The sequence below is a fragment of the Paraburkholderia sp. genome (genome assembly GCF_035948235.1).
In the GTDB taxonomy this organism is placed as follows: domain Bacteria; phylum Pseudomonadota; class Gammaproteobacteria; order Burkholderiales; family Burkholderiaceae; genus Paraburkholderia.
The window spans coordinates 1-23,392 of sequence record NZ_DASZJJ010000209.1 but is presented as its reverse complement, the minus strand read 5'-3'; the positions used below and the strand labels follow the sequence as shown (position 1 = coordinate 23,392).

The window sequence follows — 23,392 nt, the reverse complement described above, 5'->3', positions numbered from 1 at the left end:
CGTTCGCCAAGGCGCTGCTCGGCACGCTGCCGCCTTTCATGGTGGCCGGTCTTTTTTACCTCGGCAGCGGCACGGGGCTCGCCATCGCGATCCTCGTGCGCAGGTTGCGCCGCCGCGCCGACGCCCCGCCCGAACACGCGCCGCTGCGCCTCGCTGAAGCCCCCTGGCTGGCCGGCGCGATCGTCGCGGGCGGCGTGGCCGGACCCGCGCTGCTCATGCTCGGCCTCGTCACGACGCCCGCAGCCACCAGCGCGCTGCTGCTCAATCTCGAAGGCGTGCTGACAGCGCTGATCGCGTGGGTCTGTTTTCGCGAGAACTTCGACGCGCAGATCGCGCTGGGCATGGCCGCCATCGTCGCGGGCGGCGTGCTGCTGTCATGGAGCGGGCCACACGCGGGACTCGCGCCCGGCGCGCTGTTCGTGATGGGCGCTTGCCTGTGCTGGGCGATCGACAACAATCTCACGCGCAAGGTCTCGGCCAACGACGCCATGACGATCGCCTGCCTCAAGGGCCTGGCGGCCGGGCCGGTCAATCTGCTGCTCGCCTTCCGGCTAGGCGCGCACTGGCCCGACGGCGTGCATCTCGCGGCCGCCATGGCAGTGGGGTTCGCGGGCTACGGCGTGAGCCTCGTGCTGTTCGTGGTCGCGCTGCGCAATCTGGGCACGGCGCGCACGGGCGCGTACTTCTCGGTGGCGCCGCTGTTTGGCGTGGCGCTCTCGCTGATGTTGTGGCCGCAGCGGCCCGCCCTCACCTTCTGGGCCGCGCTCGCGCTGATGGCGCTGGGTGTCTGGCTGCATGTGCGCGAACGTCACGAGCATGAGCACACGCACGCGCCGCTCGACCATACGCATCGGCATCGGCACGACGCGCATCATCGGCATGAGCACGATTTTGATTGGGACGGGACCGAGCCGCACACCCATGCGCATCATCACGCGCCGCTCACGCACACGCACGCGCATTTCCCGGACGTGCACCACCGGCATTCGCATTGACTCTAACGAGCGGATTCGCGCGGCTTTAACGGTCGGCGCACTGCGCGCATACTGACGCCATCTCACGATCCTGAAATCCACCAAGGAGACGCGACGATGGCTTCCCTCTATCGCGACATCCCCCTGAACAGCGACGCGGCGCGTGCGTGGGCCACGCTACGCGATTCGCGCAACATCGCCCGCGTCTTCGCAGGGGTACTCACCGACGCGCGGGTGGATGGCGATCTGCGCACGGTGACGTTTGCGAACGGCAACGTGGTGCAGGAGCGTATTGTCACTGTCGACGATGAGCGCATGCGCGTGGCTTACACGGTCTGCGGGCCGAATTTCGAACACTACGCCGCGTCGATGCAGATCGTCGTGGACGAAGTGGACGAAGCGACCGGGCGTTGCCGGCTGGTGTGGGTCTGCGATTTTCTGCCTGAGGAACGACGCGCGCTGGTCGAGCCGCTGATGGACGCGGGCAGCGCTGCGGCCGCGCGAAATCTGGCGTTGTAGTGCTGCCTTCAGGCGCTGCTCCAGCGGTGCGTTGCCTCAGACCGCTTGCTTCCGGTCGTATCAAACCGGCCCTGGATGACGGGTGAGAATCATTCGAAAGCCGTTTGTGTACCGCTACGCGTACGCAATTTCAGGGGGTTCCGCGGGATTGGCTGTTAGTTGCATTTGACAAACGAATCACAAGCCGGATCCACGCTAACTGGAATGCCAGCAATGCATGCAATTTTCTTCTTAAATACAAACTTTACCGAAGCTAATCCCAGACAAATCATGCATGCTTCGTGCGCAAACTAGCCGCAAGACCGCGCGGGCCGGCCGCATTTTCGTGTGCAACAGCTTCCCCCTCGCTCGGTGGGAACGCCTGGCCTCGTTTACACTCCCACCATTGCGCCCCACCTCCCAAAACCCGCCGCCGCTCACGCCATGTTTCATCCACAACGCCGTCGCTTCGTGCTCGCGAGTCTCTTTGCCGCGATCGGCGCCGCGCATGCCCGCAGCGGCCAGGGCGCCACGCGCGATACCTCCATCGCGCTGGTGCTCAAGGATCTGCCCGATCCGTTCACGACGGTGATGATCTCCGCCGCCAAGGTCTTCCAGGCGCACGCGCCCTATCCGTTCAGGCTCACGGTGCTGGGCATCCAGTCGGAAAGCGATGCGGCGGGTCAGATCCGTCTCGTCGATACGGCGATCAAACAGGGCGTCACCGCCATCGTGCTCGCGCCATCCGATTCGCGCGCGCTCGTGAACGCCGCGCGCAACAGCGTGCAGCACGGCATCCTCACGATCGCAATCGACAATCCGCTCGATGCCGACGCGCTGCGCGAGGCGCATCTGCATATCCCCTACGTAGGCCCCGACGACCGGCGCGCAGCCAAACGTGTGGGCGACTATCTCGCGCACCGGCTGCATGCGGGAGACCGGGTTGGCATCATCGAAGGCGTTTCCGCCGACCTCAACGCGCAGCAGCGCACAGCCGGCTTTCGCGACGCCATGCAGGCCGCGCAGATCGAAGTCGTCGCGATTGAAAGCGGCAACTGGGAATATGGTCAGGGACGCCTCGCAGCGGCGTCGATCCTCGCCGCGCGACCCGGTGTGCGCGCGCTGCTGTGCGCGAACGACAACATGGCGCGCGGCGCCGTGGATGCGGTGCGCGAATCGCAGCTCACGGGCCGCGTACTCATCACGGGCTTCAACGCCAGCGACGCGATCAAGCCGATGATCAAGGATGGCCGCGTGCTCGCCTCGCTCGACCAGTTCGCGCAAAAGCAGGCCGTTTATGGTCTCGATGTGGCCTTGCAGGCGTGCGTGGAGCACCGCGGCCAGGACGATCTGCCCGACTACATCGAAACACCGGTCACGCTCGTGACGAAGGAGACGCTTTAAACACGCTTCAGGCAAGCGAAAAAACGGGCCGCCAGGCCCGTTGCCTCCCCCTGAGAAACCCGCTCAACGATCGGTCAAACCCAGCATCTTGTCGAAGAACACACTCGCGACAATCCCCGCGACGATGCCGTTCTTCGGCGTGGCCGCATAGGTCGGGTTGCCCCACGTATTCGTATTCCACGTACGCATGACATACGGGCTGAGAATGATGCTGCGCGTCAGTGCGATATTGGCGTCGAGCTTCAGGCCATACTGCGTGCGCCCCACCGTATAACCGCTACCACCCGCCGCCAGATTCTCCTGCTTCAGATATTCCTGCTCGTGCGGCGTGAGCGTCGCCCAGTTCAGCGACAGCGAAATGCTATCGTGAGGACGACTACGTAATGGCGCTTCAAGAATCACGCCCGCGCTGCCCGTCATCGCCAGACCATAGCTCGAATGCGCGTCGAAGCTGCCCGTCGCCGTCGCGAACAGCGAAACGGCCGTTGGGTCCGGCGCGCCCGCCAGACCGCCATCGGCACGCCAGACCACCTGACGTCCGCCGAAATAAACCCCCGACGTGCCCTTGTGCGACTCCTGCGTAAGCGGGTCCGTCTGCGTGCGCGTGTTGTAGTAGAGCATCAGCTCATAGCTCTTCGGATACGCATCGGTTTGATACGTCGTGCGGTATGCCGTGCTCGCGAGCCAGACATTGCTGTCCGGCACGCTATCGGTCCATTCCCAGCCGTTCGTGAACGGATAAGCGGGATTCGAGCGGAACAGCCCTGCCTGCACCGACCACGCGGGCGTGATGTTGTAGCGCGCGCGGCCGCCCCAGTTCACATAGACGGGCGGGTTCATACCCGCGCTATTCTGCAGGATCGCGCTCTGGCAACCAAAGCCCTGATTGCACACGGGCGCACCAAAATAAGCCCCCGCATTGGTCTTGCCGAACTCGACGTCGAGTTTGTCGTGAAACGCCTTCTGCTCCCACGTGAAGATGCCCAGGTGCGAAACCTGCGGCACGTAAGGGCCCGGCTGACCCGCCAGCACATCGCCGACCTGCGTGCCCCACGCAAGGTTGTTAGTGAACGGCACGAACAACTGCTGGAAGTGAATCGTCGCTCCCGGAAAGCCGGCGATCTTTTCCATGTCGAAATCGCCGCCCACGGCGATGAAGGTAAGCGCCTCGTGATTACCCGTCTGCTGGCCGACGCTCGGGTTCGCCAGGTACATCTGCACGAGATTGAGCGATGGCGTGAAGCCCCAGTCGTTGAGCTTCTGGCCGATACCGGCGAGCGGGCCCTGACGCGGTCCCGCCGAGGGCGACGGCGTGGCGTCGCCAATATGCGAGACGCCAAGCTGATCCGTCGACGGAATGCCTTGCTGCACGCTTGGCCGGTCGGTCGAGGCTTGCTGCAGCGGCGCATCGGCAGCGGCGAGTTTCACCGTAGGCTGTTGCGTCTGCGTCTTCGCGGGCCTGGCGGTTGGCGTCGTGGATGACGCATCGGCTTGCGCCACGGCGGTGCCGGCATCGGTGCTGGACTGCGCGTGCAGCGCGCCGCTCGCGAGCATCGCCGCCAGCGCCATCGCCGAAATCTGGGGTACGCGCACCGAACACCGATGCGTTTGATTGCGGGAAATTCCAAACCTGTCGAACGTCATTATTATCGTCTCCTGTTTTTTGGGGCAAAGCGTCTACCGCCGCGTCTGTCGCCAGACTCAGTGAGGAATTCGAATTAAATTGGAGAAGCGGCCTGAAGCGCCGCTAGGGCATGTTTATCGTGCGTTTATGGCTGCACAGCAATCACCATGCGGTCGCGCCGCCATCGACGGGGAAATCGGCGCCCGTGACCCATGCGGCTTCGTCCGAAGCGAGGAACAGCGCGCACCACGCGATGTCTTCGGGCTGGCCGACGCGCTTGATCATCAGCTTGCCGAGCGCGCGCTCGACGAACTCGGGCTGCTCGCGCATGTGACGGCGGGTAGCGTCGGTTTCCACCAGCGCGGGCGAGATGGTGTTGGCGCGGATGCCATGCGGCGCGCCCTCCATCGCAAGCTGGCGCGTCATTGCGAGCACGCCGCCCTTGCCCGCGCAATGCGCAATCGCGGGCGAGCCATCGAGCGCGAGCGCCGCATTCGCCGAAGCGAAGTTGATCACCGCCCCGCCGCCGCGCGCAATCAGCGCGGGCCACGCGGCGCGGCACAGCAGGAACACGATGTCGAGTTCGCCCGTGAGCGTTTTGCGCCACTGCGTCTCGTAGTCCATCTCGGTGAGCCATGCGAAAGCGCCAAACGCGGCCGCATTGACAAGCACATCGATGCCGCCATGCAACTCCACAGCATGCTCGATCACGCGCGCCGCCTCGCGCGGCTGCGTGAGATCGCACGGCTGTACACCGTCGATACGCAGGCCGCGCTCGCGGGCTTCCTCGATTGAGCGTGCGGCTGCGTGAGCGTCGATATCGCAGCCCACGACGCGCGCACCCTGCGCGGCGAACAGCAGCGCACACGCACGCCCGATGCCGCTGCCGATGCCCGTCACCACCGCAATCTTGTCGCGCAGGCGCTCGCCGCGCTGGACGGGCAGCGCAGGTCGCCACGCGGCGTTCATTTCAGACTTCGTGTCAGCTTTCATGGCCGCCTCCGTAGCGTCAGCCGAGCTTTAGCCGACGCACGCGCAGCAGCGAACCCGCCACGCAGAGCGCCGCGAGCGCGAACAGCGCGAGCCCCCAGTCCTGCACAACCGCGAAGCGCGAACCGAAGTGCATGACCATGCCCATGACGATGATCGGGCTGCAGAAGTAGCCGATGAATTGCGCGGCCGTGAACGCGCCGGTGCCGAAGCCGCGCCGTGCATAAGGCAGCGAGCGCAAGCCCCAGCTCACGAGCGCGGGCAGCACGATGCCGCAGCCCACACCGTTCACGGCGCCACCTAGCGTCAACACACTCGCGTCGTGCGCCGCGCCCATGCAGACGAAACCGAGGCCGCACACCACTGTGCCCAGCACGAATTGCTGCACGACGCTGCACCGGCTCGCGATAAACCAGCCAAAACCGAGCGTGCCCGCAATGATGCCGACGCTGTTCATCGCATACGCAAAGCCGATTGAACCCGTTGCGTGCACACCCAGTTGCACGAGCATGAAAGACAAATGCACCGGCACCACCATGAACACCATGCCGACGCCAAACGCCGCCACGCAGATGAGCGCGAGCAGCCAGGGCTTGAATTCGGGTTCGTCATCGACGCTGCGCGATTGCGCAAGCGGCGCGGCCCCGCGCGTGTCCCAGATGAAGATCTGCACGAGCGGCGCCAGCAACAGCGGCAGCGCGTAGGCGACGAACGGCGCGCGCCAGCCATATGCGCCGAGCAAACCGCCCATCAGATTGAACACAAACGCCGAGGTCGAGGCCACTGTGACCTGCAGCGCCGCGTAGCGGTCGCGCTGCGCGCCGGTGAAGTAATCGCCGATAAACGAGGTGCTCACGGTCATTGCGGCGGCTTCGGCAAGACCGACGAGCGCGCGGCTCGCAAGAATCGCGTGAATCGAATCGAGCCACAGCGGTGCGGTGCCCGCCAGCGCATAGAGCACCAGCGAGCCGACCAGCACGCGCTTGCGGCCGATCTTGTCGCTGAGCGCGCCAATCACCATCGCGAGCGCGCCGAGCACGAACATCGGCATCGTCACCACGACAGGCACCAGCGTTTCGATATTGGGTACGTCGGCGAAATGCTGCTGCATGGCGGGCAGCACCGGGCCGATCACTGTCGGCGCGAGCGTGCCGCAAATGACCGTACTCAGAAGAATCAGCGCGTGCAGGAAGTGTGCTTCGCGGCGTGCGGGCGCGCCGTCGCGCCGCTCGAGGGGGACATGCATGAGGTCGTCTCCGTTTTATACAAAAAAGTCCGCCGGGCCGGCACGGCGCGCGAGGCGTTCATGCAGGACCGGGAACTTCCCGTTTGTGTGAGACGAATGATTCCGGCGACGACGTTACGACACAATCAGATTGCGTTGACGATACCATTTGATGTCGTCAAATCGATGTGCAATCTCCTGACCTTCCTTTCGTGTCCTTACGCGCGCTGCGTAAAGGCCGCGCCGGGCGCGAGCGCGCTGGCCTGTGCCTGTTCCAGCAGCACGCGGCGCATCCACGTGTGCGCGGGGTCGCCGTTGTTGATCGCATGCCATTGCATCATTTCGACGAGCGGCGGCAGGTCCAGCGGCAACGGCAACACGCGTAGCGGCAGAAAATGCGCATAGATTTTCGCCAGACGCGTGTGAACGGTCGCGATGCGCGTCGTGCCGATCACCAGTTGCGGCAGCGTATTGAAGTTCGTGGTGGTGACTTCGATATTGCGCGTGATGCCGCGATTGGCCATGACAAAACCTTCGAAACTCGCGCTGCGGCTCTCGCCGAAGGTCGCGGCCACATGGCCCAGTTCCGCGTACTGCTCGAGCGTGAGCGCGTCGCCCACCAGCGGATTGCCCTCCCACACCACACAACTGAAGGTCTCCTCGAACAGCGCCTGGGAAGGATGATCGGGATTGACCGACACGCTGGGGTAAATCACGAAATCGACTTCGCCGCGGTCGAGCCGCTCCGGCACGTCGTCGGCCATGTTGGCGATATGCAGCGTAATGCCGGGCGCCTCGCGTTGCAGGCGCTGCACCACGTCGATCAGCAGCACCGTGGTGAGGTAGTCGGAAGCGCGGATCACGAAGTTGCGCCGCGCCTGCGCCGGGTCGAACTCCAGCCGCGCGACCACGGTGGACTGCACGGTCAGCAAAATCTCGCGCACGGGCTGCGCAAGGCTACGCCCAAGCGGTGTCAGTTCCATGCGGCGCCCCACCTGCATCAGCAGCGGATCGCCGAAATATTCGCGCAGGCGCCCAAGCGCGCTACTGGTGGCGGAAGCGCCAATATGCAGCCGCTCGCTCGCGCGCGTCACGCTGCGCGTGTCGAGCAGCGCGTCCAGCGCGACCAGCAGATTCATGTCGAAGTGGCCGAGTCTCATGGGGCGCCACTATCGCGCGACCATCCGATCGTATCAATGCGTGTTTCCACTAGGAATTGATGGTTTCGACAAATGAACCCCTCTAGAGTAGGGGCCATACGAATCAACGATGCCGCGCCTCAGCACCAGAACGCCGCGGCGCGAACAAGCCGGAGACAAACCAACATGACGACCGTGCCCTGCACGACCGCGCCGCTGGCGCCCCATGACATCGGTGCCGCGCCGCTGCTCGCCGCGCTGCGCCCGCATCACTTCGGCATCAGCGTGCCGGACCTCGACGACGCCGTGGCCTGGTATGCGCGCATGCTCGGCTTCACGCTCGAACAGCAACTCTCCATCGACAAGATTCCGGCGCGCGTGGCCTTTGTGCGGCGTGAACAGTACCGCATCGAAATTTTCGAAGTGCCCGGCGCCGCCCCGCTGCCCGCCGATCGCCGCGTGCCGAATCTCGATCTGCGCACGCACGGCAACAAACACATGTGTTTCGAAGTACCCGACGTGCCCGCGGCTGTCGCCGCCTTGCGCGAAGCGGGCGCCGATATCGCCTTCGAACTCGTGGTGGACGGCAATCCCACCGCCTTTATCCGCGATATCAGCGGCAACCTGATCGAATTGCTGCAGCCGTTCGCCGCCGATCTGCATGCGGCCTGAACGCCGCCTTCGACACCCTCGCTCATGCTCACGCTCACGCACTCACACTCATGACGACATCGACCAATCCACTGCGCGGCTGGCAGGTCAACCGCGACGACATCCGCATGGTGGGCCGCGACCTGCTGCGCCCCGAATGCATTCTGGCCGAACCGGACGGCACGCTCTGGACCGCCGACGCGCGCGGCGGCGTCATGCGCATCGCGCCGGACGGCACGCAAACGTTGATTGCGCAACAAACTCCCGAAGCGGCCACGCCCGCCTCGCACGACGCGCAACAACTGGTCATGGGCGGCACGCTGCCCAATGGTCTGGCTTTCGATCGCGACGGCAACATCGTGATCGCCAACTTCGGCACTGACGCCATCGAACTGATGACGCGTGACGGCGCTTCGCGCACGCTCTACGACCGCATCGGCGGCCAGCCGCTTGGCAAGACCAATTTCGTGCTGACCGATTCGCGCGGGCGCATCTGGTTCACGGTCACGACGCGCCAGGTGCCGTGGACGCGCTCGATCAACGAAAAAACCGCCGACGGCTATGTAGGCCTGATCGACGAACACGGCATCCGCATCGTCGCGGACGGTTTTGTCGGCACCAACGAGATCCGTCTGGATGCGAATGAAGAATGGCTTTACGTGGTCGAAACCAACGCGCGCCGCATTTCGCGTCTGCGCGTGCAGGACGACGGTTCGCTCGCGGATCGCGAAATTTACGGCCCGCATGATCTGGGCGGCTTTCCCGACGGCTTCGCCTTCGACGCGCACGGCAATCTCTGGATCACGCTGATCCTCAACGAAAAGCTGATCGCGCTCACGCCCGAAGGCGAAATCCTCACGCTGCTCGACGACGGCAACCACCAGGCCTTCGCGCGCTACGAAGAGCACTACCGCGCGGGCACGACCACGCCTGAGTTGATGGGCGCCTGCCGCGGCACGCTTGCACCGATGATGGCGAGCCTCACCTTCGGCGGCCCGGATCTGCGCACGGTCTATCTGGGCAGCCTGGGCGGCACGACGCTCGCGAGCTTCCGCTCGCCCGTGCCCGGCCTGCCGCTCGCGCACTGGCAGCGCACGAGCGCGAACGCTTCGTAACTGAATCGCCTCTCACTTCTCTACACGGGTAGCACGACATGATCGAACATCTCAAGACTGGCCAGACCGCGCAGGCCAAGGCCGACAACAACGCGCAGGTGCGCATGACGGTCGAGAAAATCATCGCCGATATCGAGTCGCGCGGCGAATCGGCCGTTCGTGAGTATTCCGAACGATTCGACAAATGGAATCCTGAAAGCTTTCGTCTGACCGATGCGGAAATCCAGGCGTGCATTAACGCCCTCTCGCCGCAAGCGATCGAAGACATCAAGTTCGCCCAGGCGCAGATCCGCCGTTTCGCGCAGATCCAGCTTCTCTCGCTGCGCGACGTGGAAGTGGAAACGCTGCCCGGCGTGGTGCTGGGCCATCGCAACATCCCCGTGAATTCGGTGGGCTGCTACATTCCCGGCGGCAAATATCCGCTGCTGGCTTCCGCGCACATGAGCGTGCTCACCGCCAAGGTGGCGGGCGTCAAGCGCGTGATCGCCTGCGCGCCGCCGTTCGACGGCAAGCCCTCGCCGGAGATCATCGCCGCAATGGCGCTCGCGGGCGCCGATGAAATCTACGTGATGGGCGGCGTGCAGGGCGTGGCGGCGATGGCGCTGGGCACGGAACATATCGCGCCGGTGGACATGATCGTCGGCCCGGGCAATGCCTTTGTGGCCGAAGCCAAGCGCCAGCTTTATGGGCGCGTGGGCATCGACCTGTTCGCGGGCCCGACCGAAACGCTCGTGATCTGCGACGACAGCGTGGACGCCGAACTCGTCGCCGTCGATCTGCTGGGCCAGGCCGAGCACGGCCCGACCTCGCCCGCCTACTGCATCACCACGAGCAAAAAGATCGCCGCCGAACTGCCCGCCGCGATCGACACCGTGCTGGCACGCCTGGACACGGCGCCGGTCGCGAGCGTCGCGTGGCGCGACTACGGCGAAATCATCCTGTGCGACACCGACGAGGAAATGCTGCAGGAAGCCGAGCGTCTGTGTTCCGAGCACGTCCAGGTCATGACGCGCGACCCCGACTGGTTCCTGCAGCGCATGACGAACTACGGCGCGCTGTTCCTTGGCCATCGCACCAACGTTTCGTATGGCGACAAGGTGATCGGCACGAATCACACGCTGCCGACCATGGGCGCGGGCCGTTACACGGGCGGCCTGTGGGTAGGCAAGTTCATCAAGACGCACAGCTACCAGCGTATTCTCACGGATGAGGCTTCGGTGAAGATCGGCGAAGTGTGTTCGCGTCTTTGTGCGCTGGAGCACTTCTCCGGCCATAAGGAACAGGCCGATATTCGCGTGCGGCGCCTGGGCAAGCAGAACTGATATGCGTTCGCTCACCACCACCACCGGCGAGCGTCCGGTCGCCGTCGTCACCGGCGCGACCGGAGGCCTGGGCGAGCAGATTTGCCGCACGCTCGCGCACGCGGGTTGCGCGGTCGTCGCCGGCTATCGCAGTTCCGCCGACGCCGCGCAAACGCTGGCCGCGCAGCTCGACGGCGAAGGACATCGCGCCTTGCCCGCGAGCGTCACCGACAGCGCCGCGCTGGCGCGCCTCGCCGACGATGTCGCCACGCTTTACGGCCGTTGCGACATTCTCGTGAACTGCGCGGGCACCACGCGCTTTGTCGCCCACGCAGACCTGGACGGTATGGACGATGCGCTGATCGACGACGTGCTCGCCACCAACGTGCGCGGCCCGTTCGCGATGGTGCGCGCACTGCGCCCGCTGCTGGAGAAAAGCACGCTCGCGGGCGGCGCGGTTGTCGTCAATATCTCGTCGATTGCCGCGCAAACGGCCATGGGCAGCAACGTGATTTACTGCGCTTCCAAGGCCGCGCTCGACAATCTCACGAAGTCGCTGGGCCGCGCGCTCGCGCCCGCTATCCGCGTGGTCTCGGTCTCGCCTGGCCTCGTGGACACCGAATTCGTCAAGTCGATGGACGACGCCTGGCGCGACGAGCAGGCCACCCGCACGCCGCTGGGCCGCCTTGCGCAGCCCGAGGAAATCGCGCTGGCCGTGCTGGCCGCCGTGCGCGATCTGCGTTTCACCACGGGTTGCGTATTGCCCGTGGACGGCGGCAGGCCGTTACAGTGACACCCAACTGAGAAGAACCGAAGAGAACTGAAGAGACAAGGAAGGAGACACGCACCATGAAACTCGCGTCGCTCAACAACGGCCACCCCGACGGCGCACTGATCGTCGTTTCGCGCGATCTGCGCCGTGCAGTATGCGCCAGGTCCATCGCGCCGACCCTGCGCGCCGCGCTGGACGACTGGACGCGCGCACAGCCAGCCTTGCAGACGCTCTCCAATGCGCTCAACGCCGGCAACGCGGCCGATGCCTTCGACTTTGACGCAAACGCCTGCATGGCGCCGCTGCCGCGCACGCATCAGTTCATCGACGCCTCGGCGTTTCTGAATCATGGCCGCATCATGACCCAGGCGTATCACCCGGAAAAGAAGTCGGACCCCACGATTCCGGTGCTGATCCAGCGTCAGGCCGACGACTTTGTGGGACCGCACGACGATTACGCGTTCCCCGACGAAGCCGACCATTGCGACTTCGAAGGCGAAGTGGGCGTGATTCTGGGCGATGTGCCGATGGGCACGCGCGCAGCCGATGCGCTCGATCACATACGCCTCATCGTGCTCTTTAACGACGTCAGCATGCGCAAGCATCTGTTCCGCGAACTGGGCATGGGTTTCGGCTTCATTCTCGCCAAACCCGCCACGGCGTTCGCGCCCGTTGCCGTCACGCCCGACGAACTCAGCGACGCGTGGCGCGATGGCCGCGTTCAACTCGACATGGAAGTCTCGCGCAACGGCGAACGCTTCGGCGCACCGAATGGCCGCGAAATGAGCTTCGGCTTTCATGAGCTGATTGCGTACATCGCGTATAACCGCAACCTGCGCGCGGGCATGCTACTCGGCTCCGGCACGTTCTCGAACGTCGATTATCGCCAGACCGGCTCCGCCTGCCTCGCCGAGCAGCGCGCTATCGAAACACTGGAGCACGGCGAATCGCGCACGCCGTGGCTGCAGTTTGGCGAGCGTTTGCGCTTTGAAATGAAGGGCCGCGACGGGCAATCGGTATTCGGCGCAATCGATCATCGCTTCGTGCAGGCCGGGTATGTCCGGCAATTTGTGCAGCAACACGTCACATCAGGAGTTCAGGCATGAGCCAGCAGTACGACATCGTCGCCATGGGCGCAGGCCATAACGGTCTCGTGGCCGCCGCGTATCTCGCGAAGGCGGGTAAGAAAGTGCTGGTGCTGGAGCGCAAGGCCTGGCCGGGCGGCGGCGTAAGCACGCGCGAGCTGAACACACCGGGCTACTGGCACGACGAGCATTCGAGCGTGCACATCATGATTCAGGGCAATCCGATGCTGCGCCAGGACGAACTGGGCCTGCTCTCGGAACACGGCCTGAAGTACCACTATTCGCCGGTCCCGCACGCGACGATCTTCCCGGACCAGTCAGTGCTGTTCACCTACAAGGATCTCGACAAGACCTGCGAATGCTTCGCAAAGGTCTCGCAGAAGGACGCGGATACTTACCGCGCCTTCGTGAAGATGAGCCAGCAGGTGCTGCAGATGTTCATGCCGGGCCTGTACTCGCCGCCGCCGCCGCTGGGCGAACTGGTCGCAATGCTCGACCGCAGCGACGAAGGCCGGCTCATGCTCGACTACATGAACCGCGATTGTCTCGACCTCGTGAACCAGCTTTACGAGAGCGACAAGATCAAGATTCACCTGCTGCGTCTGGTGAGCGAAAACCTCCAGGCGCCCAACGAACTGGGCACCGGTATGGGCGTGCTGCTGATGCCGGGCATCATCCACACTTATGGCGTGTCGCAGCCCATTGGCGGCAGCGGCAAGCTCACTGAATCGCTGGTGCGCTGCATCGAATCCTATGGCGGCGAAGTGCGCTGCAACGCCGAAGTCGCGCAGATCCTCACGATCGCGGGGCGCGCCAGCGGCGTGCGTCTGGCCGACGGCGAAACGATCGTCGCGAAGGATGCGGTGATCGGCGCGATCCACCCGCATGTGATCCGCCGCTTCGTGGAAGGCGTGCCGGAGCCGGTGCTCCAGCGCGCCGAGCGCGCCACGCTCGCGCCCTTCTCGATCATGGTGAGCCACTACGATCTGAAGGAAAACGCGCGCTACTACGCGGGCGAGGAAGTGGGCTACGCGACCATGCTCGAATTCATGGCGACCGACAGCCTGGACGAAATGCTCGCCGATTTCGACGACCTCAAGCGCGGCCTGATTACCGAGCGCCGTCTGTGCGCGGGCGGCGACGAAAGTATCGGCGACAAGACCCGCGTGCCGCCGGGCAAGGGCATGTTCCATGGCATCACGTTCGCGCCGTACCAGGTGAAGGACAAGCGCTGGGCGGGACAACACTGGGACGAATTCAAGGAAGAGATCGGCGACCGGTCGCTTGCGCATTACCGCCAGTTTGTCTCGAACCTCACGAGCGAAAACATCGTGGCGCGCAGCATCGTGAGCCCGGTCGACCTCGAACGCTCCAGCCCGAACAGCATGATGCGCGGCGATCTGCACGGCGTCGCGCCGTACTTCTACCAGAGCGCCGGGCATCGCCCCACGCCCGATCTCGGCCAGTTCACGGTGCCGGGCGTCGAGCGCCTGTATCTGGCCGGGCCGTTCCAGCATCCGGGCGGCGGCGTCTATGGCGCGGGCCGCGCCACCGCCATCAGGATGTTCGAGCAACTGGGCATGGACTTCGGCAGCGTGGCGAAGGGCGCGCGCCAGGACAGCGGCGTGCCCGCCACGGCGCAACAGAACGGCGCAGCGAAGAAGGACGGCATGGTGCTGCGTGGCGCCGCCGACGAAGAATTGATGCACGTCGAGTCGCTGGAGCGCGTGGGCAATGAGTTGGTCATCAAGGGCAAGAGCTTCGGCACCATGCCGATGGAAGCGCGTCTGGATGCCGCTTCGGCGCGTGCGGGGCTGAAAATGCTGGGCGTTTCGCGTCTGGCCTTTCTCGCCACGCTGCCGTTTCGCAAGGGAGACGCGCAATGAGCCATGTCGTCGTCACCGGAGCGCAGGGATTCGTGGGCCGCGCGCTCGTGAAGCGTCTGCTGGCTGAAGGCCTGGGCGCACGCGCGGTTTCGAAGCTCACGCTGCTCGATATTGCGTTCGACACACCGCACGCCGACGCGCGTGCGCCGCAGATTGCGGGCAGCATCGCCGACGCCAGCGTGCGCGCGCAAGCGTACGCCACGCCCGTCGATGCGGTGTTCCATCTCGCCAGTATTCCGGGAGGCGCGGCCGAGCGCGACTATGCGCTGGGCCGGGCGATCAACCTGGACGCGACGCTGGGCCTGCTCGAAGACCTGCGCGGCGCGGCGCATGGCGCTCGTGCGCCGCGCTTCGTATTCGCCAGTACGGTGGCCGTCTACGGCGAACAGTTGCCGGCCGTGGTGGACGAAAACACGCTGCCCGCACCGGCGCTCAGCTACGGCGCGCACAAGCTGATGGGCGAAACGCTGGTCGCCGACGCCACGCGCCTGGGCTGGGTGCAGGGCTGCTCGCTGCGCCTGCCCGGCGTGGTCGCGCGGCCCGGCGACGGCGCGGGTCTGGTGTCCGCGTTCATGAGCCAGTTGTTCTGGAAGCTCGCGGCGAACGAACCGATCACCCTCCCCGTCTCGCCCACGGGCGTAGCGTGGTGGATCTCCGTAGGCGCCTGCGTGGACAACCTGCTGCTCGCGGCCACCATCGACGTCGAACGCCTCAACGCACGGCGCTCGTATCAGATGCCAGTGCTGCGTCTGACCATGGAAGACGTGGTGAACGCGCTGGCCGCGCGCTTTGGCGAGGCACGCAAGGCGCTCGTGAGTTATGCGCCCGATCCGTTCGTCGAGCGCCTGTTTGCGGCCTATCCGCCGTTGCGCACGCCAGAGGCCGAACGACTCGGCTTGCGCCACGACGGCGACGTCGAGCAACTGATCACGCGCGCGATGGCGCAATAGACATATCGCATGAGCACCGCAGGATCTGTGGTGCGTTGCTAACAAAAAGGATTCCTTATTATGCAGATCGTTGGACTCGAATATCTCGTCTTCGGCATCGACGACATGGCGGGCGCGCGTCAATACCTGCTTGACTATGGTCTGGACGAAGTCGAATACGATCCGGTGCACGGCGGCGTGTTCGAGGCGCTCGACGGCACCGCCCTCGTGATGCGCGCCGCCGACGACCCGCGCCTGCCACCGCTGCCGCCCAGGGCCGCCACGCCCAGCCTGCGCGAAACCGTCTATGGCGTGGACAATGCGGACACGCTCGCCTCGATCCGCGCGCATCTGGAAGCCGAGCGCCCGGTCCAGGTGGACGCAAACGGCACCGTGCACTGTATCGACGATGCGGGTTTTGGCGTGGCCTTCATGGTCACGCAGCGGCGCCCCTACGACGCCCGCTTTCTGGGCTTCAACGTGCCAGGCCAGCCTGCGGGCCGTGCGCCGAACGACTGCTCCGCGGATCCGCACGAGGTCATCAAGCCGCGCACGCTCTCCCATGTCGTGTACTTCGTCGCAGATGCGCAAAAGGCCGAGGCGTTCTACACGCGACTGGGCTTCGTGGTGACCGACCGTTTCAACCACCTCGGTCCGTTCATGCGCCCGGCTGGCACCCTCGATCATCACACGCTCTTCATGATCGAAAGCCAGAACGACCACATGATCGGCTGCAACCACTTCACGTTCCATCTGGGCTCGCCCGCCGAAGTGCTCCAGCACGGCTGGAACTTCGTGAAGAAGGGCTATAAGAGTTTCTGGGGGCCGGGCCGCCATATCCTGGGCAGCAACTTCTTCTGGTACTTCAACAGCCCCTTCGGCGCGACCATCGAATTCGACGCGGACATGGATCATCACGACGCGAGCTGGACGCCGCGCGCCGTCGATCCTGGTTCGGACAACTCACAGATTTTCCTGTTCGAGGCGCGCAACAAATGGGCGCCGGGCGAATAAGCGAGCCAACCATGCACGACAACGACGAACGCCTGCTCTGCCAGCTCGACGAGTTGCCCGACGGCGGCTCGCGCGGCCTGCTGCGCAAAGAACTCGACGATCAGTTGTGCGTCGTGCGTCAAGGCAACGAAGTCTTCGTCTGGCTCAACGACTGCCCCCACGAGCACCGGCCGCTGGAGTATCGCCAGGACCGCTTTCTCTCCGGCGACGGCCAGCACATCGTCTGCTACGCGCATTCGGCCCATTTCGATCTGCGCACGGGTTACTGCTTCGCGGGCCCCTGCACCGGCCAGTCGCTGCGCAAGGTGCCCGCGCGCGTGGAAGACGGCGCGGTCTGGATTCCCGCCACGCTGCCCACGATTTTCGACTGATTCCGTTCACCGATTCCCTCACCGGACACGCTCACCATGTTCCAGTACTTCCCCACCAATTACGTCTGGAGTCTCTCGACGATGATCGCCCTCACACACGGCGGCAACATCGGCGAGGTCGATGCGATGTGCGCGCCGCTGCGCGACGCCGCGCTTGCGGGCGACGATCCCGGCACCGTCGCATTCTACGAAGCGTGGAAAGCGGGTGCCGACCAGCTTTCCTCCCTCGCCGATGAAGACGTCGCGCGGGGCCACACGTTGTCGGCGGGCGAGAAATATTCGCGCGCGGGCCTTTACTACGGTATCGCGGAGCGCATGCAGGCGCACGGATTCGAAGCGCGGCTGGCAATCTATCGCCGTTCGCTCGAGCAGTTCGCGCGTGGCCGCACGCTGGGCCGGGAAAATTGCGTACGTGTAGAGATTCCCTATGGCGACACGCATCTCGCCGCGCTTTACGTGCGGGCCGAAGGTCTGCAACCGGGCCAGCGTGCGCCGATTGTCGTGGTGATGAACGGCCTCGACTCGACCAAGGAAATGTTGCAAAAGAGCGTCATGGGCACGATGTTCGCGCGGCGCGGCCTGAGTGCGCTATTCGTCGATCAGCCCGGCACTGGCGAAGCACTGCGCCTGCAGCAACTGCCTGCAGTGCACAACACCGAAGTCTGGGCCGCGCCGATCGTGGACTGGCTCGAACGGCACGAAGAAGTGGACGCGCGCCGCATTGGCGCGCTAGGCGTATCGCTTGGCGGCTACTACTGCCCGCGCGCCGTCGCGTTCGAACCGCGCTTTGCGTGCGGTGCTGTCTGGGGCGCGAATCACGACTGGCGCGCCGTGCAGCAGGCACGCCTCAAGCGCGAAGGCGAAAATCCCGTGCCGCACTACTGGAAGCACGTTCAATGGGTATTCGGCGCGCACGACATGGACGACTTCTTCGCCAAGGCCGAACACATGCATCTGAACGGCGTGCTCGACCGCATCCGCGTGCCCTTCCTTGTCACGCACGGCGAAAACGACCGCCAGATCCCGCTCAGGTACGCGCACGAAACGTTCGAACAACTGATCAATAGCCCGAAGAAAGATCTCTTCGTGTTTGACGCGCGTGAAGGCGGCGTCGAACACAGCTCGCTCGACAATCCGCTCAACGCGGGCAACCGCATTGCCGACTGGCTCGCCGGGCAACTCAGCGGCACGCTGGCCTGAGCGCACGCACCCATAAAACTACAGAGACACACCATGGCACTCGTCAACAAGGTTCTGATCGTCGGCGGCGGCATCGGCGGCATGTGCGCGGCGATCATGCTGCGCCGCCAAGGCATCGACGTCGATCTTGCCGAACTCAATCCCCAATGGGCCGCCGACGGCGCGGGCATCACCATCAGCGGCGCGACGCTGCGCGGCCTGCGCGAAGTCGGCGTCGTCGACGAAGTGCTGCGCGTGGGCGGCTCGTGGCGCGCGGTGGATATCTGCGACGCCGACGGCGCCCTGCAGGCCTGCGTGCCGATCGACCCCGCTCACGACGCCGGTCCCCTGCCGGGGGCGGCAGGCATCATGCGCACGGCGCTCGCGTCGATTCTCGGCGACGCCACGCGCGCGGCGGGCGCGCAGGTACGTCTGGGCGTGAGCTTCGAAACCCTCACCCAGGACGCCGACGGCGTGGACGTCGTGTTCACCGATGGCAGCCGCGCGCGCTACGACCTCGTGATCGGCGCGGACGGGGTGAATTCGGCGGTGCGCCGCCACGTCAAGCCCGAATTCACCGGCTCGCGCTTCACGGGCCAGGGATCGTGGCGCGCCGTGGTGCCGCGCCTGCGCGAAAACTCGACGATCTACATGGGCAAGACCACGAAAGCGGGCATGAATCCGATCAGCGCGACACACTGCTATCTGTTTGTGCTCGACCGGCGCGAGGGCATGGATTTTGTCGCGCCCGAGCAATGGCCGCGGCTGCTCGCTGAACTGCTGGAAGAATTCGACGGCCCGATCGGCGAGTTCCGCCACGCTCTGCTGAACGGCTCAGCCGACGATTATCGCGTGTTGTACCGGCCGCTCGCGGGGCATATGATCGACGGGCCGTGGCATCGCGGCCGCATCGTGCTGCTGGGCGACGCGGTGCATGCGACCACGCCGCATCTCGCCTCGGGCGCAGGCATCGCTGTTGAAGGGGCGATTGTGCTCGCCCAGGAGCTGGCGCGGCGCCACTCGCTCGAAGGCGCGTTGCTCGCGTATGCGGGGCGCCATTACGATCGTGCGCGGCTGGTGGTGTCGTCGTCGGCGCGGCTTGGCGAGATTGAGCGCACCGGCGGCTCGCGCGACGAGCACACGCGCGTGATGGTCGGCGCATTGCAGGCGCTGCGCGCGCCAATCTGAAGCGCGCAAACATGGCTCAACCCGATACGAACTACACATAGCGACAACATCATGACAACTCTCACTCCGCTCACGTCGAACTCCGCGCGCGTGGCCGTCGTCACGGGCGCGGCCGGTGGCCTTGGCGAAGCGTTCGCACTGCGTCTGGCCGCCAGCGGCCACACGCTCGTGCTAACCGACCGCGTACCGTGCGATGCGCTTGCTGCACGTATCGAAGCCCAGGGCGGACGCGCGCTTGCGCTGCCCTGCGATCTCGCCGATGTGGACGACATCGCGCGTTTTTCTGCGCGCGTGCTGGAATTGACCGGTAAGGTCGATGTGCTTGTCAACAACGCAGCATTCATGCCGATGGCCCCCGTCGCGAACATCAACGCCGGACTCTGGCGGCAGATCATGGGCGTCAACGTCGATGCGCCGTTTCTGCTGGCCCAGGCTTTCTCCGTGGGCATGATCGAGCGTGGCTGGGGGCGCATCGTCAATCTCGCGTCCAGCACGGTCTGGGGACCGCCGCCTGGCATGAGCGCCTATGCGTGCAGCAAGATGGCCGTGATCGGCTTGACGCGCGCGCTGGCCTCCGAGTTCGGGCCGCACGGCGTGACCGTCAACGCCATTTCGCCGGGGCTGACGAAACACGCGGGCAGCGCCGCCCACCTCCCGCCCGAGGCCTTCGAAACGGTGCGCGCGCGGCAGTTCATTCCGCGCACCGGGCAACCCGACGATCTCACCGGCGCGCTCGCGTTTCTCGTTTCGGATGACGCGCGCTTTTACACCGGTCAGGTCATGAACGTCGACGGAGGCGGATTCGGGTTCTAACGACGCACGGCCCGCTCAACCGCTTCAGGCCGCACCTTCGGTCACGGCGCGCAGGACCTGGGCAAACGCGGAGGGATCCTCCGCGCAGCTCGTGTGTCCTGTTTCAAAAACGTGCAGCGTGGCGCCCTGAATCGCGCCAGCCAGTTCCTGCGCGTGCGCCAGGGTTCTCGCCACGTCGAACCGACCGTGCACGACGGCAACCGGAATGGGCGGCAGTTGACCGAGCAACGGCAGCAAGTCCGTTTCGATCTGGCTTTTGATGGCCTGCGCGACCGCGTTGCTCCGCAGACGAGCCGGGTACTTCAATACCTCATCCAGCAAGGGGCCTTCCGGGTCGATGTGAAAACAACGCGAGACGAAAGCCCGCCACATCGATTCGCCCCATTCATCCTCGATACGACGAACGATGGCCGATGCATCGCCGTGACCCTTCGTATTCGCTCCGCTGTTCGATAAAACCAGCCCTTTCACGCGCACATCGGGCCGCGCGCTGGCTGCCAGCGTGGCGAGGACGGCAAGCGGCGTGCCGAGCGAATGCCCAACGAGAACGACGTCACCTTCGTCAGCAAGCGCATGGGCTATACGGCCCGCGATAGCGTCAAGATCGAATGGACCATCGTCCTCCATCCACGCCAGCGCAAATGCATTCAGGCCAGACTCTTTCGCCGCGCGCGCATAGACGAGCGGGCTGCACATCGCACCCGGCAGGCAAACCAGCGTGGGGAAATTCGACCGTCCTCGGGCTAAGGGCACAATTCGCATTTTGCTGGGTAAGTTTAGTGATAACCAATCACACCCTATTCTAAATGCGTGGCGCCGCAAATATTGTGTCTACATTGACATCAAACTGAGGCGCCGGGGTCGCGCGTTTTATCGGAGAATGGACTCAACACTGCGTTGCCACTGGCCCCTGGAGAGAACGAGCATGTCACACGACAATCCCGAAGCAGCAAAATCCAGCCCGATTCGCGACCCGCGCGTTCTGGAAGTGATTAAACATCTCAATGAAAGCCGTAACCGTCCTCCGCGCGAAGCGTTCGACGGTCCCGCCCGACACGATGCCGAGGCCTTTGCCGACTACGGCTTTTCAATTCACCCGGATCAGGGCGACATTATTTACCTGCTGTGCCGTGGGATGGGCGCGAAACGCGTCGTCGATTTCGCAACGTCGATTGGCATGTCGGCGCTCTACTTTGCCGCGGCGATGCGCGACAACGGCGGTGGCCTCGTCATCGGCTCCGAACTCGTACAGTCGAAGGTCGATACGGCACGCGCGAATCTCGCCGATGCGGGCCTGGCCGATTACGCCGATATTCGCGTGGGCGATGCACGCGAAACGCTGCGCGACCTTGGCGGTCCGATTGATTTTGCCTTGATCGACGGCTGGCCGCAGCCGCACGGACCATCGCTTGCGCGTACGGTCATTGAGATCGTAGCGCCACAGTTGCGCGTTGGCGGCTATGTGCTGAACGACAACGCCGAGCCGGATTTCCTCGACTATATCCGCGACCCCGCCAACGGCTTTATCTCGACAACGCTGCCGATCAAGCGCGGCACGGAACTCGCGCTGAAGGTTCGCTAAGACCCGATGCGAATCTAACGCAGCCGCCTTCGCCCGGACAGCAACCGCTCAGCCTTCCTGACGCGTGGGACGGAACAGGATTTCGTTGACATCGACTTCCGGCGGCTGACTGATTGCGAACGCAACGGCCCGCGCGAAGGACTCGGCCGGGATCGCATACTGCTCGTAGAATTTGCCGATCAATCCCGCCACATCGGGTTCGGTGACGCTAGATGGCAGTTCGGTTGCAATCGCGCCTGGTGAAACGACCGTCGTGCGAATATCGTAGGGTTTCACTTCCTGACGCAAGCCTTCAGAGATCATCAGGACTGCACTCTTTGTTGCCGCATACACCGCGCTACCGGGGCGCACCGTGCGGCCCGCGACGGACGAAACGTTGATGATATGGCCGCTCTTTTGCGCTTTCATATACGGTAGCGCTGCAGCGATACCATACAGTACGCCCTTGATATTGACGTCGATGGTCCGGTTCCAGTCGTCGATCTTCAGGCGTTCGAGCGGCGAATGCGGCATCAGGCCCGCGTTATTGATCATCACGTCCACACGTCCGAAGGCGTTCACCCCTGCTTCTACGAGGGCCTTCACCTCTTCGTGACGCGTGACATCGGTCGTCACGGCGATGGCCTGAGCGCCGTTACGCACCAGTTCATCGGCCAGCGACTGGATGCGATCCTGGCGGCGCGCGCCCAGTGCGATCTTCGCTCCGCGAGCGCTCAAGTGACGCGCTGTCGCCGCACCCAGTCCGCTGCTCGCACCCGTAATGACGATCACCTTCCCTTCAATATTCGATTCCAAATCCATTCTCCGAAAACGCCTTGCGTGGCGAATATGGATTCATACTAGTTTATGAGACCGCCCTTAACAATCGGCGTAGAATTTCACGAGTCGTTAAGGGAAATTCATCTATGCAGATTCGCACCGGACTTTCTGAACTCACGGCTTTTCTGGCCGTTGCCGAACACCGGAGCTTTCGCGCCGCTGCAAAACAACTGGGCTTATCGCCTCCCGCTCTGAGCCATGCGGTACGAGGCCTTGAGGAAAGCCTGAATGTGCGCCTTTTCAACCGCACGACGCGCTCAGTGGCGCTCACCGAGGCGGGCGAGCATTTGCTCAGACGTGTCGGCCCTGCGCTGGCCGATCTGCAGGAAGGCATTGACGAAGTGGCTTCGGCTGGCACCCGCCCTTCCGGTTCGATACGGATCAGCGCCGCAGAGGCCGGCGCCAGGCCGCTGCTTCTCAATGTACTGCCGACATTTCTTCAGACGTATCCCGACATTCACGTCGAGATCGTTGTCGATACGCGCCTTGTCGATATCGTGGCCGATGGCTTCGATGCCGGGATACGCGTGCTGGACGATGTACCGCGCGACATGATTGCGATCCGCTTCGGGCCAGATCTGCGCTTTGCGGCTGTCGCCTCACCCGAATATCTTGCCGGGCGCGCCATCCCCAAGACGCCGCAGGAACTCATGCAGCATCGCTGTATCCGCTTCAGGTTTGCGAGCGGCGCATTATTTCGCTGGGAACTGGAACGTCACGGCAGCAGCGCCAATCTGGACGTGAACGGGCCGTTGACGCTTGGCAGCACGAATCTGATGGTTGATGCGGCGCTGGCCGGGATCGGTATTGCGTGGGTACCGGAATATCATGTG

Annotated in this window: 23 protein-coding genes; 17 read left to right on the top strand and 6 right to left on the bottom strand. The window is 64.4% G+C overall.

Annotated elements, in window-relative coordinates; all coding sequences use genetic code 11:
- The 3 genes from VG320_RS18020 to VG320_RS18010 all read left to right on the top strand — a co-directional run.
- Positions 1-995, top strand: a 995-nt coding sequence (locus tag VG320_RS18020) for a DMT family transporter (RefSeq protein ID WP_327201448.1), incomplete at its 5' end; no start/stop codon positions are given.
- Between the two features lie 96 nt (positions 996-1,091).
- Complete coding sequence (locus tag VG320_RS18015; RefSeq protein ID WP_327201447.1) at positions 1,092-1,493, top strand: SRPBCC family protein; 402 nt, start codon at positions 1,092-1,094, stop codon at positions 1,491-1,493.
- Positions 1,494-1,916: 423 nt separating this feature from the next.
- Positions 1,917-2,876 carry a substrate-binding domain-containing protein gene (locus VG320_RS18010; RefSeq protein WP_327201446.1) on the top strand — a complete coding sequence of 320 codons (960 nt, stop codon included), beginning with the start codon at positions 1,917-1,919 and terminating at the stop codon, positions 2,874-2,876.
- Positions 2,877-2,939: 63 nt separating this feature from the next.
- Here the strand turns inward: VG320_RS18010 and VG320_RS18005 are convergent, their stop codons facing one another.
- From VG320_RS18005 to VG320_RS17990, 4 genes are all read right to left on the bottom strand, one after another.
- Positions 2,940-4,520 (bottom strand): carbohydrate porin, encoded by a 1,581-nt coding sequence (locus VG320_RS18005; protein ID WP_327201445.1) that lies wholly within the window; start codon positions 4,518-4,520, stop codon positions 2,940-2,942.
- 142 nt (positions 4,521-4,662) lie between these two features.
- The gene (locus VG320_RS18000) at positions 4,663-5,493 is read right to left on the bottom strand and encodes an SDR family NAD(P)-dependent oxidoreductase (protein ID WP_327201444.1); all 831 of its coding nucleotides are present in this window, start codon (positions 5,491-5,493) and stop codon (positions 4,663-4,665) included.
- A 16-nt stretch (positions 5,494-5,509) separates the two neighbouring features.
- Positions 5,510-6,736 carry an MFS transporter gene (locus VG320_RS17995; RefSeq protein WP_327201443.1) on the bottom strand — a complete coding sequence of 409 codons (1,227 nt, stop codon included), beginning with the start codon at positions 6,734-6,736 and terminating at the stop codon, positions 5,510-5,512.
- A gap of 197 nt (positions 6,737-6,933) precedes the next feature.
- Positions 6,934-7,875 carry a LysR family transcriptional regulator gene (locus tag VG320_RS17990; protein ID WP_327201442.1) on the bottom strand — a complete coding sequence of 314 codons (942 nt, stop codon included), beginning with the start codon at positions 7,873-7,875 and terminating at the stop codon, positions 6,934-6,936.
- Positions 7,876-8,040: 165 nt separating this feature from the next.
- Here VG320_RS17990 and VG320_RS17985 point away from each other — a divergent pair, with 165 nt between their 5' ends.
- The 12 genes from VG320_RS17985 to VG320_RS17930 are packed head-to-tail and all read left to right on the top strand — an operon-like array spanning position 8,041 to position 20,158.
- Positions 8,041-8,526, top strand: coding sequence for a VOC family protein (locus VG320_RS17985; RefSeq protein ID WP_327201441.1), 486 nt, complete (start codon positions 8,041-8,043; stop codon positions 8,524-8,526).
- Positions 8,527-8,576: 50 nt separating this feature from the next.
- Positions 8,577-9,620, top strand: coding sequence for an SMP-30/gluconolactonase/LRE family protein (locus tag VG320_RS17980; RefSeq protein ID WP_327201440.1), 1,044 nt, complete (start codon positions 8,577-8,579; stop codon positions 9,618-9,620).
- Positions 9,621-9,658: 38 nt separating this feature from the next.
- Positions 9,659-10,942, top strand: a complete 1,284-nt coding sequence (hisD, locus tag VG320_RS17975) for a histidinol dehydrogenase (protein WP_327201439.1) — start codon at positions 9,659-9,661, stop codon at positions 10,940-10,942.
- Between the two features lies 1 nt (position 10,943).
- Positions 10,944-11,714: an SDR family oxidoreductase gene (locus tag VG320_RS17970; RefSeq protein ID WP_327201438.1), complete on the top strand. Its 771-nt coding sequence runs from the start codon at positions 10,944-10,946 to the stop codon at positions 11,712-11,714.
- Positions 11,715-11,770: 56 nt separating this feature from the next.
- On the top strand, positions 11,771-12,799 hold the full coding sequence (locus VG320_RS17965; protein ID WP_327201437.1) for a fumarylacetoacetate hydrolase family protein: 1,029 nt from the start codon (positions 11,771-11,773) through the stop codon (positions 12,797-12,799).
- Entirely contained in the window at positions 12,796-14,664 is a 1,869-nt protein-coding gene (locus VG320_RS17960; RefSeq protein ID WP_327201436.1) for an NAD(P)/FAD-dependent oxidoreductase, read from the top strand. Before VG320_RS17965 ends, VG320_RS17960 begins: the two co-directional genes overlap by 4 nt.
- Entirely contained in the window at positions 14,661-15,614 is a 954-nt protein-coding gene (locus VG320_RS17955; protein WP_327201435.1) for an NAD-dependent epimerase/dehydratase family protein, read from the top strand. The genes VG320_RS17960 and VG320_RS17955 overlap by 4 nt, the downstream gene beginning before the upstream one ends.
- Before the next feature lie 60 nt (positions 15,615-15,674).
- Positions 15,675-16,607: a VOC family protein gene (locus tag VG320_RS17950; protein WP_327201434.1), complete on the top strand. Its 933-nt coding sequence runs from the start codon at positions 15,675-15,677 to the stop codon at positions 16,605-16,607.
- 11 nt (positions 16,608-16,618) lie between these two features.
- Positions 16,619-16,978 carry a Rieske (2Fe-2S) protein gene (locus VG320_RS17945; RefSeq protein WP_327201433.1) on the top strand — a complete coding sequence of 120 codons (360 nt, stop codon included), beginning with the start codon at positions 16,619-16,621 and terminating at the stop codon, positions 16,976-16,978.
- 36 nt (positions 16,979-17,014) lie between these two features.
- Complete coding sequence (locus tag VG320_RS17940; RefSeq protein ID WP_327201432.1) at positions 17,015-18,178, top strand: alpha/beta hydrolase family protein; 1,164 nt, start codon at positions 17,015-17,017, stop codon at positions 18,176-18,178.
- A gap of 33 nt (positions 18,179-18,211) precedes the next feature.
- Complete coding sequence (locus VG320_RS17935) at positions 18,212-19,345, top strand: FAD-dependent oxidoreductase (protein ID WP_327201431.1); 1,134 nt, start codon at positions 18,212-18,214, stop codon at positions 19,343-19,345.
- Positions 19,346-19,396: 51 nt separating this feature from the next.
- Positions 19,397-20,158: an SDR family oxidoreductase gene (locus tag VG320_RS17930; protein ID WP_327201430.1), complete on the top strand. Its 762-nt coding sequence runs from the start codon at positions 19,397-19,399 to the stop codon at positions 20,156-20,158.
- A gap of 24 nt (positions 20,159-20,182) precedes the next feature.
- Here VG320_RS17930 and VG320_RS17925 read toward each other — a convergent pair whose 3' ends face one another.
- Positions 20,183-20,920, bottom strand: coding sequence for an alpha/beta hydrolase (locus tag VG320_RS17925; RefSeq protein ID WP_327201429.1), 738 nt, complete (start codon positions 20,918-20,920; stop codon positions 20,183-20,185).
- Between VG320_RS17925 and VG320_RS17920 the strand changes: the two genes are divergently transcribed.
- Positions 20,877-21,740 (top strand): O-methyltransferase, encoded by an 864-nt coding sequence (locus VG320_RS17920; RefSeq protein ID WP_327201428.1) that lies wholly within the window; start codon positions 20,877-20,879, stop codon positions 21,738-21,740. The genes VG320_RS17925 and VG320_RS17920 overlap by 44 nt on opposite strands.
- A 48-nt stretch (positions 21,741-21,788) precedes the next feature.
- Here the strand turns inward: VG320_RS17920 and VG320_RS17915 are convergent, their stop codons facing one another.
- Positions 21,789-22,535 carry an SDR family oxidoreductase gene (locus VG320_RS17915; protein ID WP_327201427.1) on the bottom strand — a complete coding sequence of 249 codons (747 nt, stop codon included), beginning with the start codon at positions 22,533-22,535 and terminating at the stop codon, positions 21,789-21,791.
- 110 nt (positions 22,536-22,645) lie between these two features.
- On the opposite strand from VG320_RS17915, the gene VG320_RS17910 reads away from it, so the two are divergent.
- The coding region (locus tag VG320_RS17910) for a LysR family transcriptional regulator (protein ID WP_327201426.1) at positions 22,646-23,392 on the top strand (747 nt) is incomplete at its 3' end.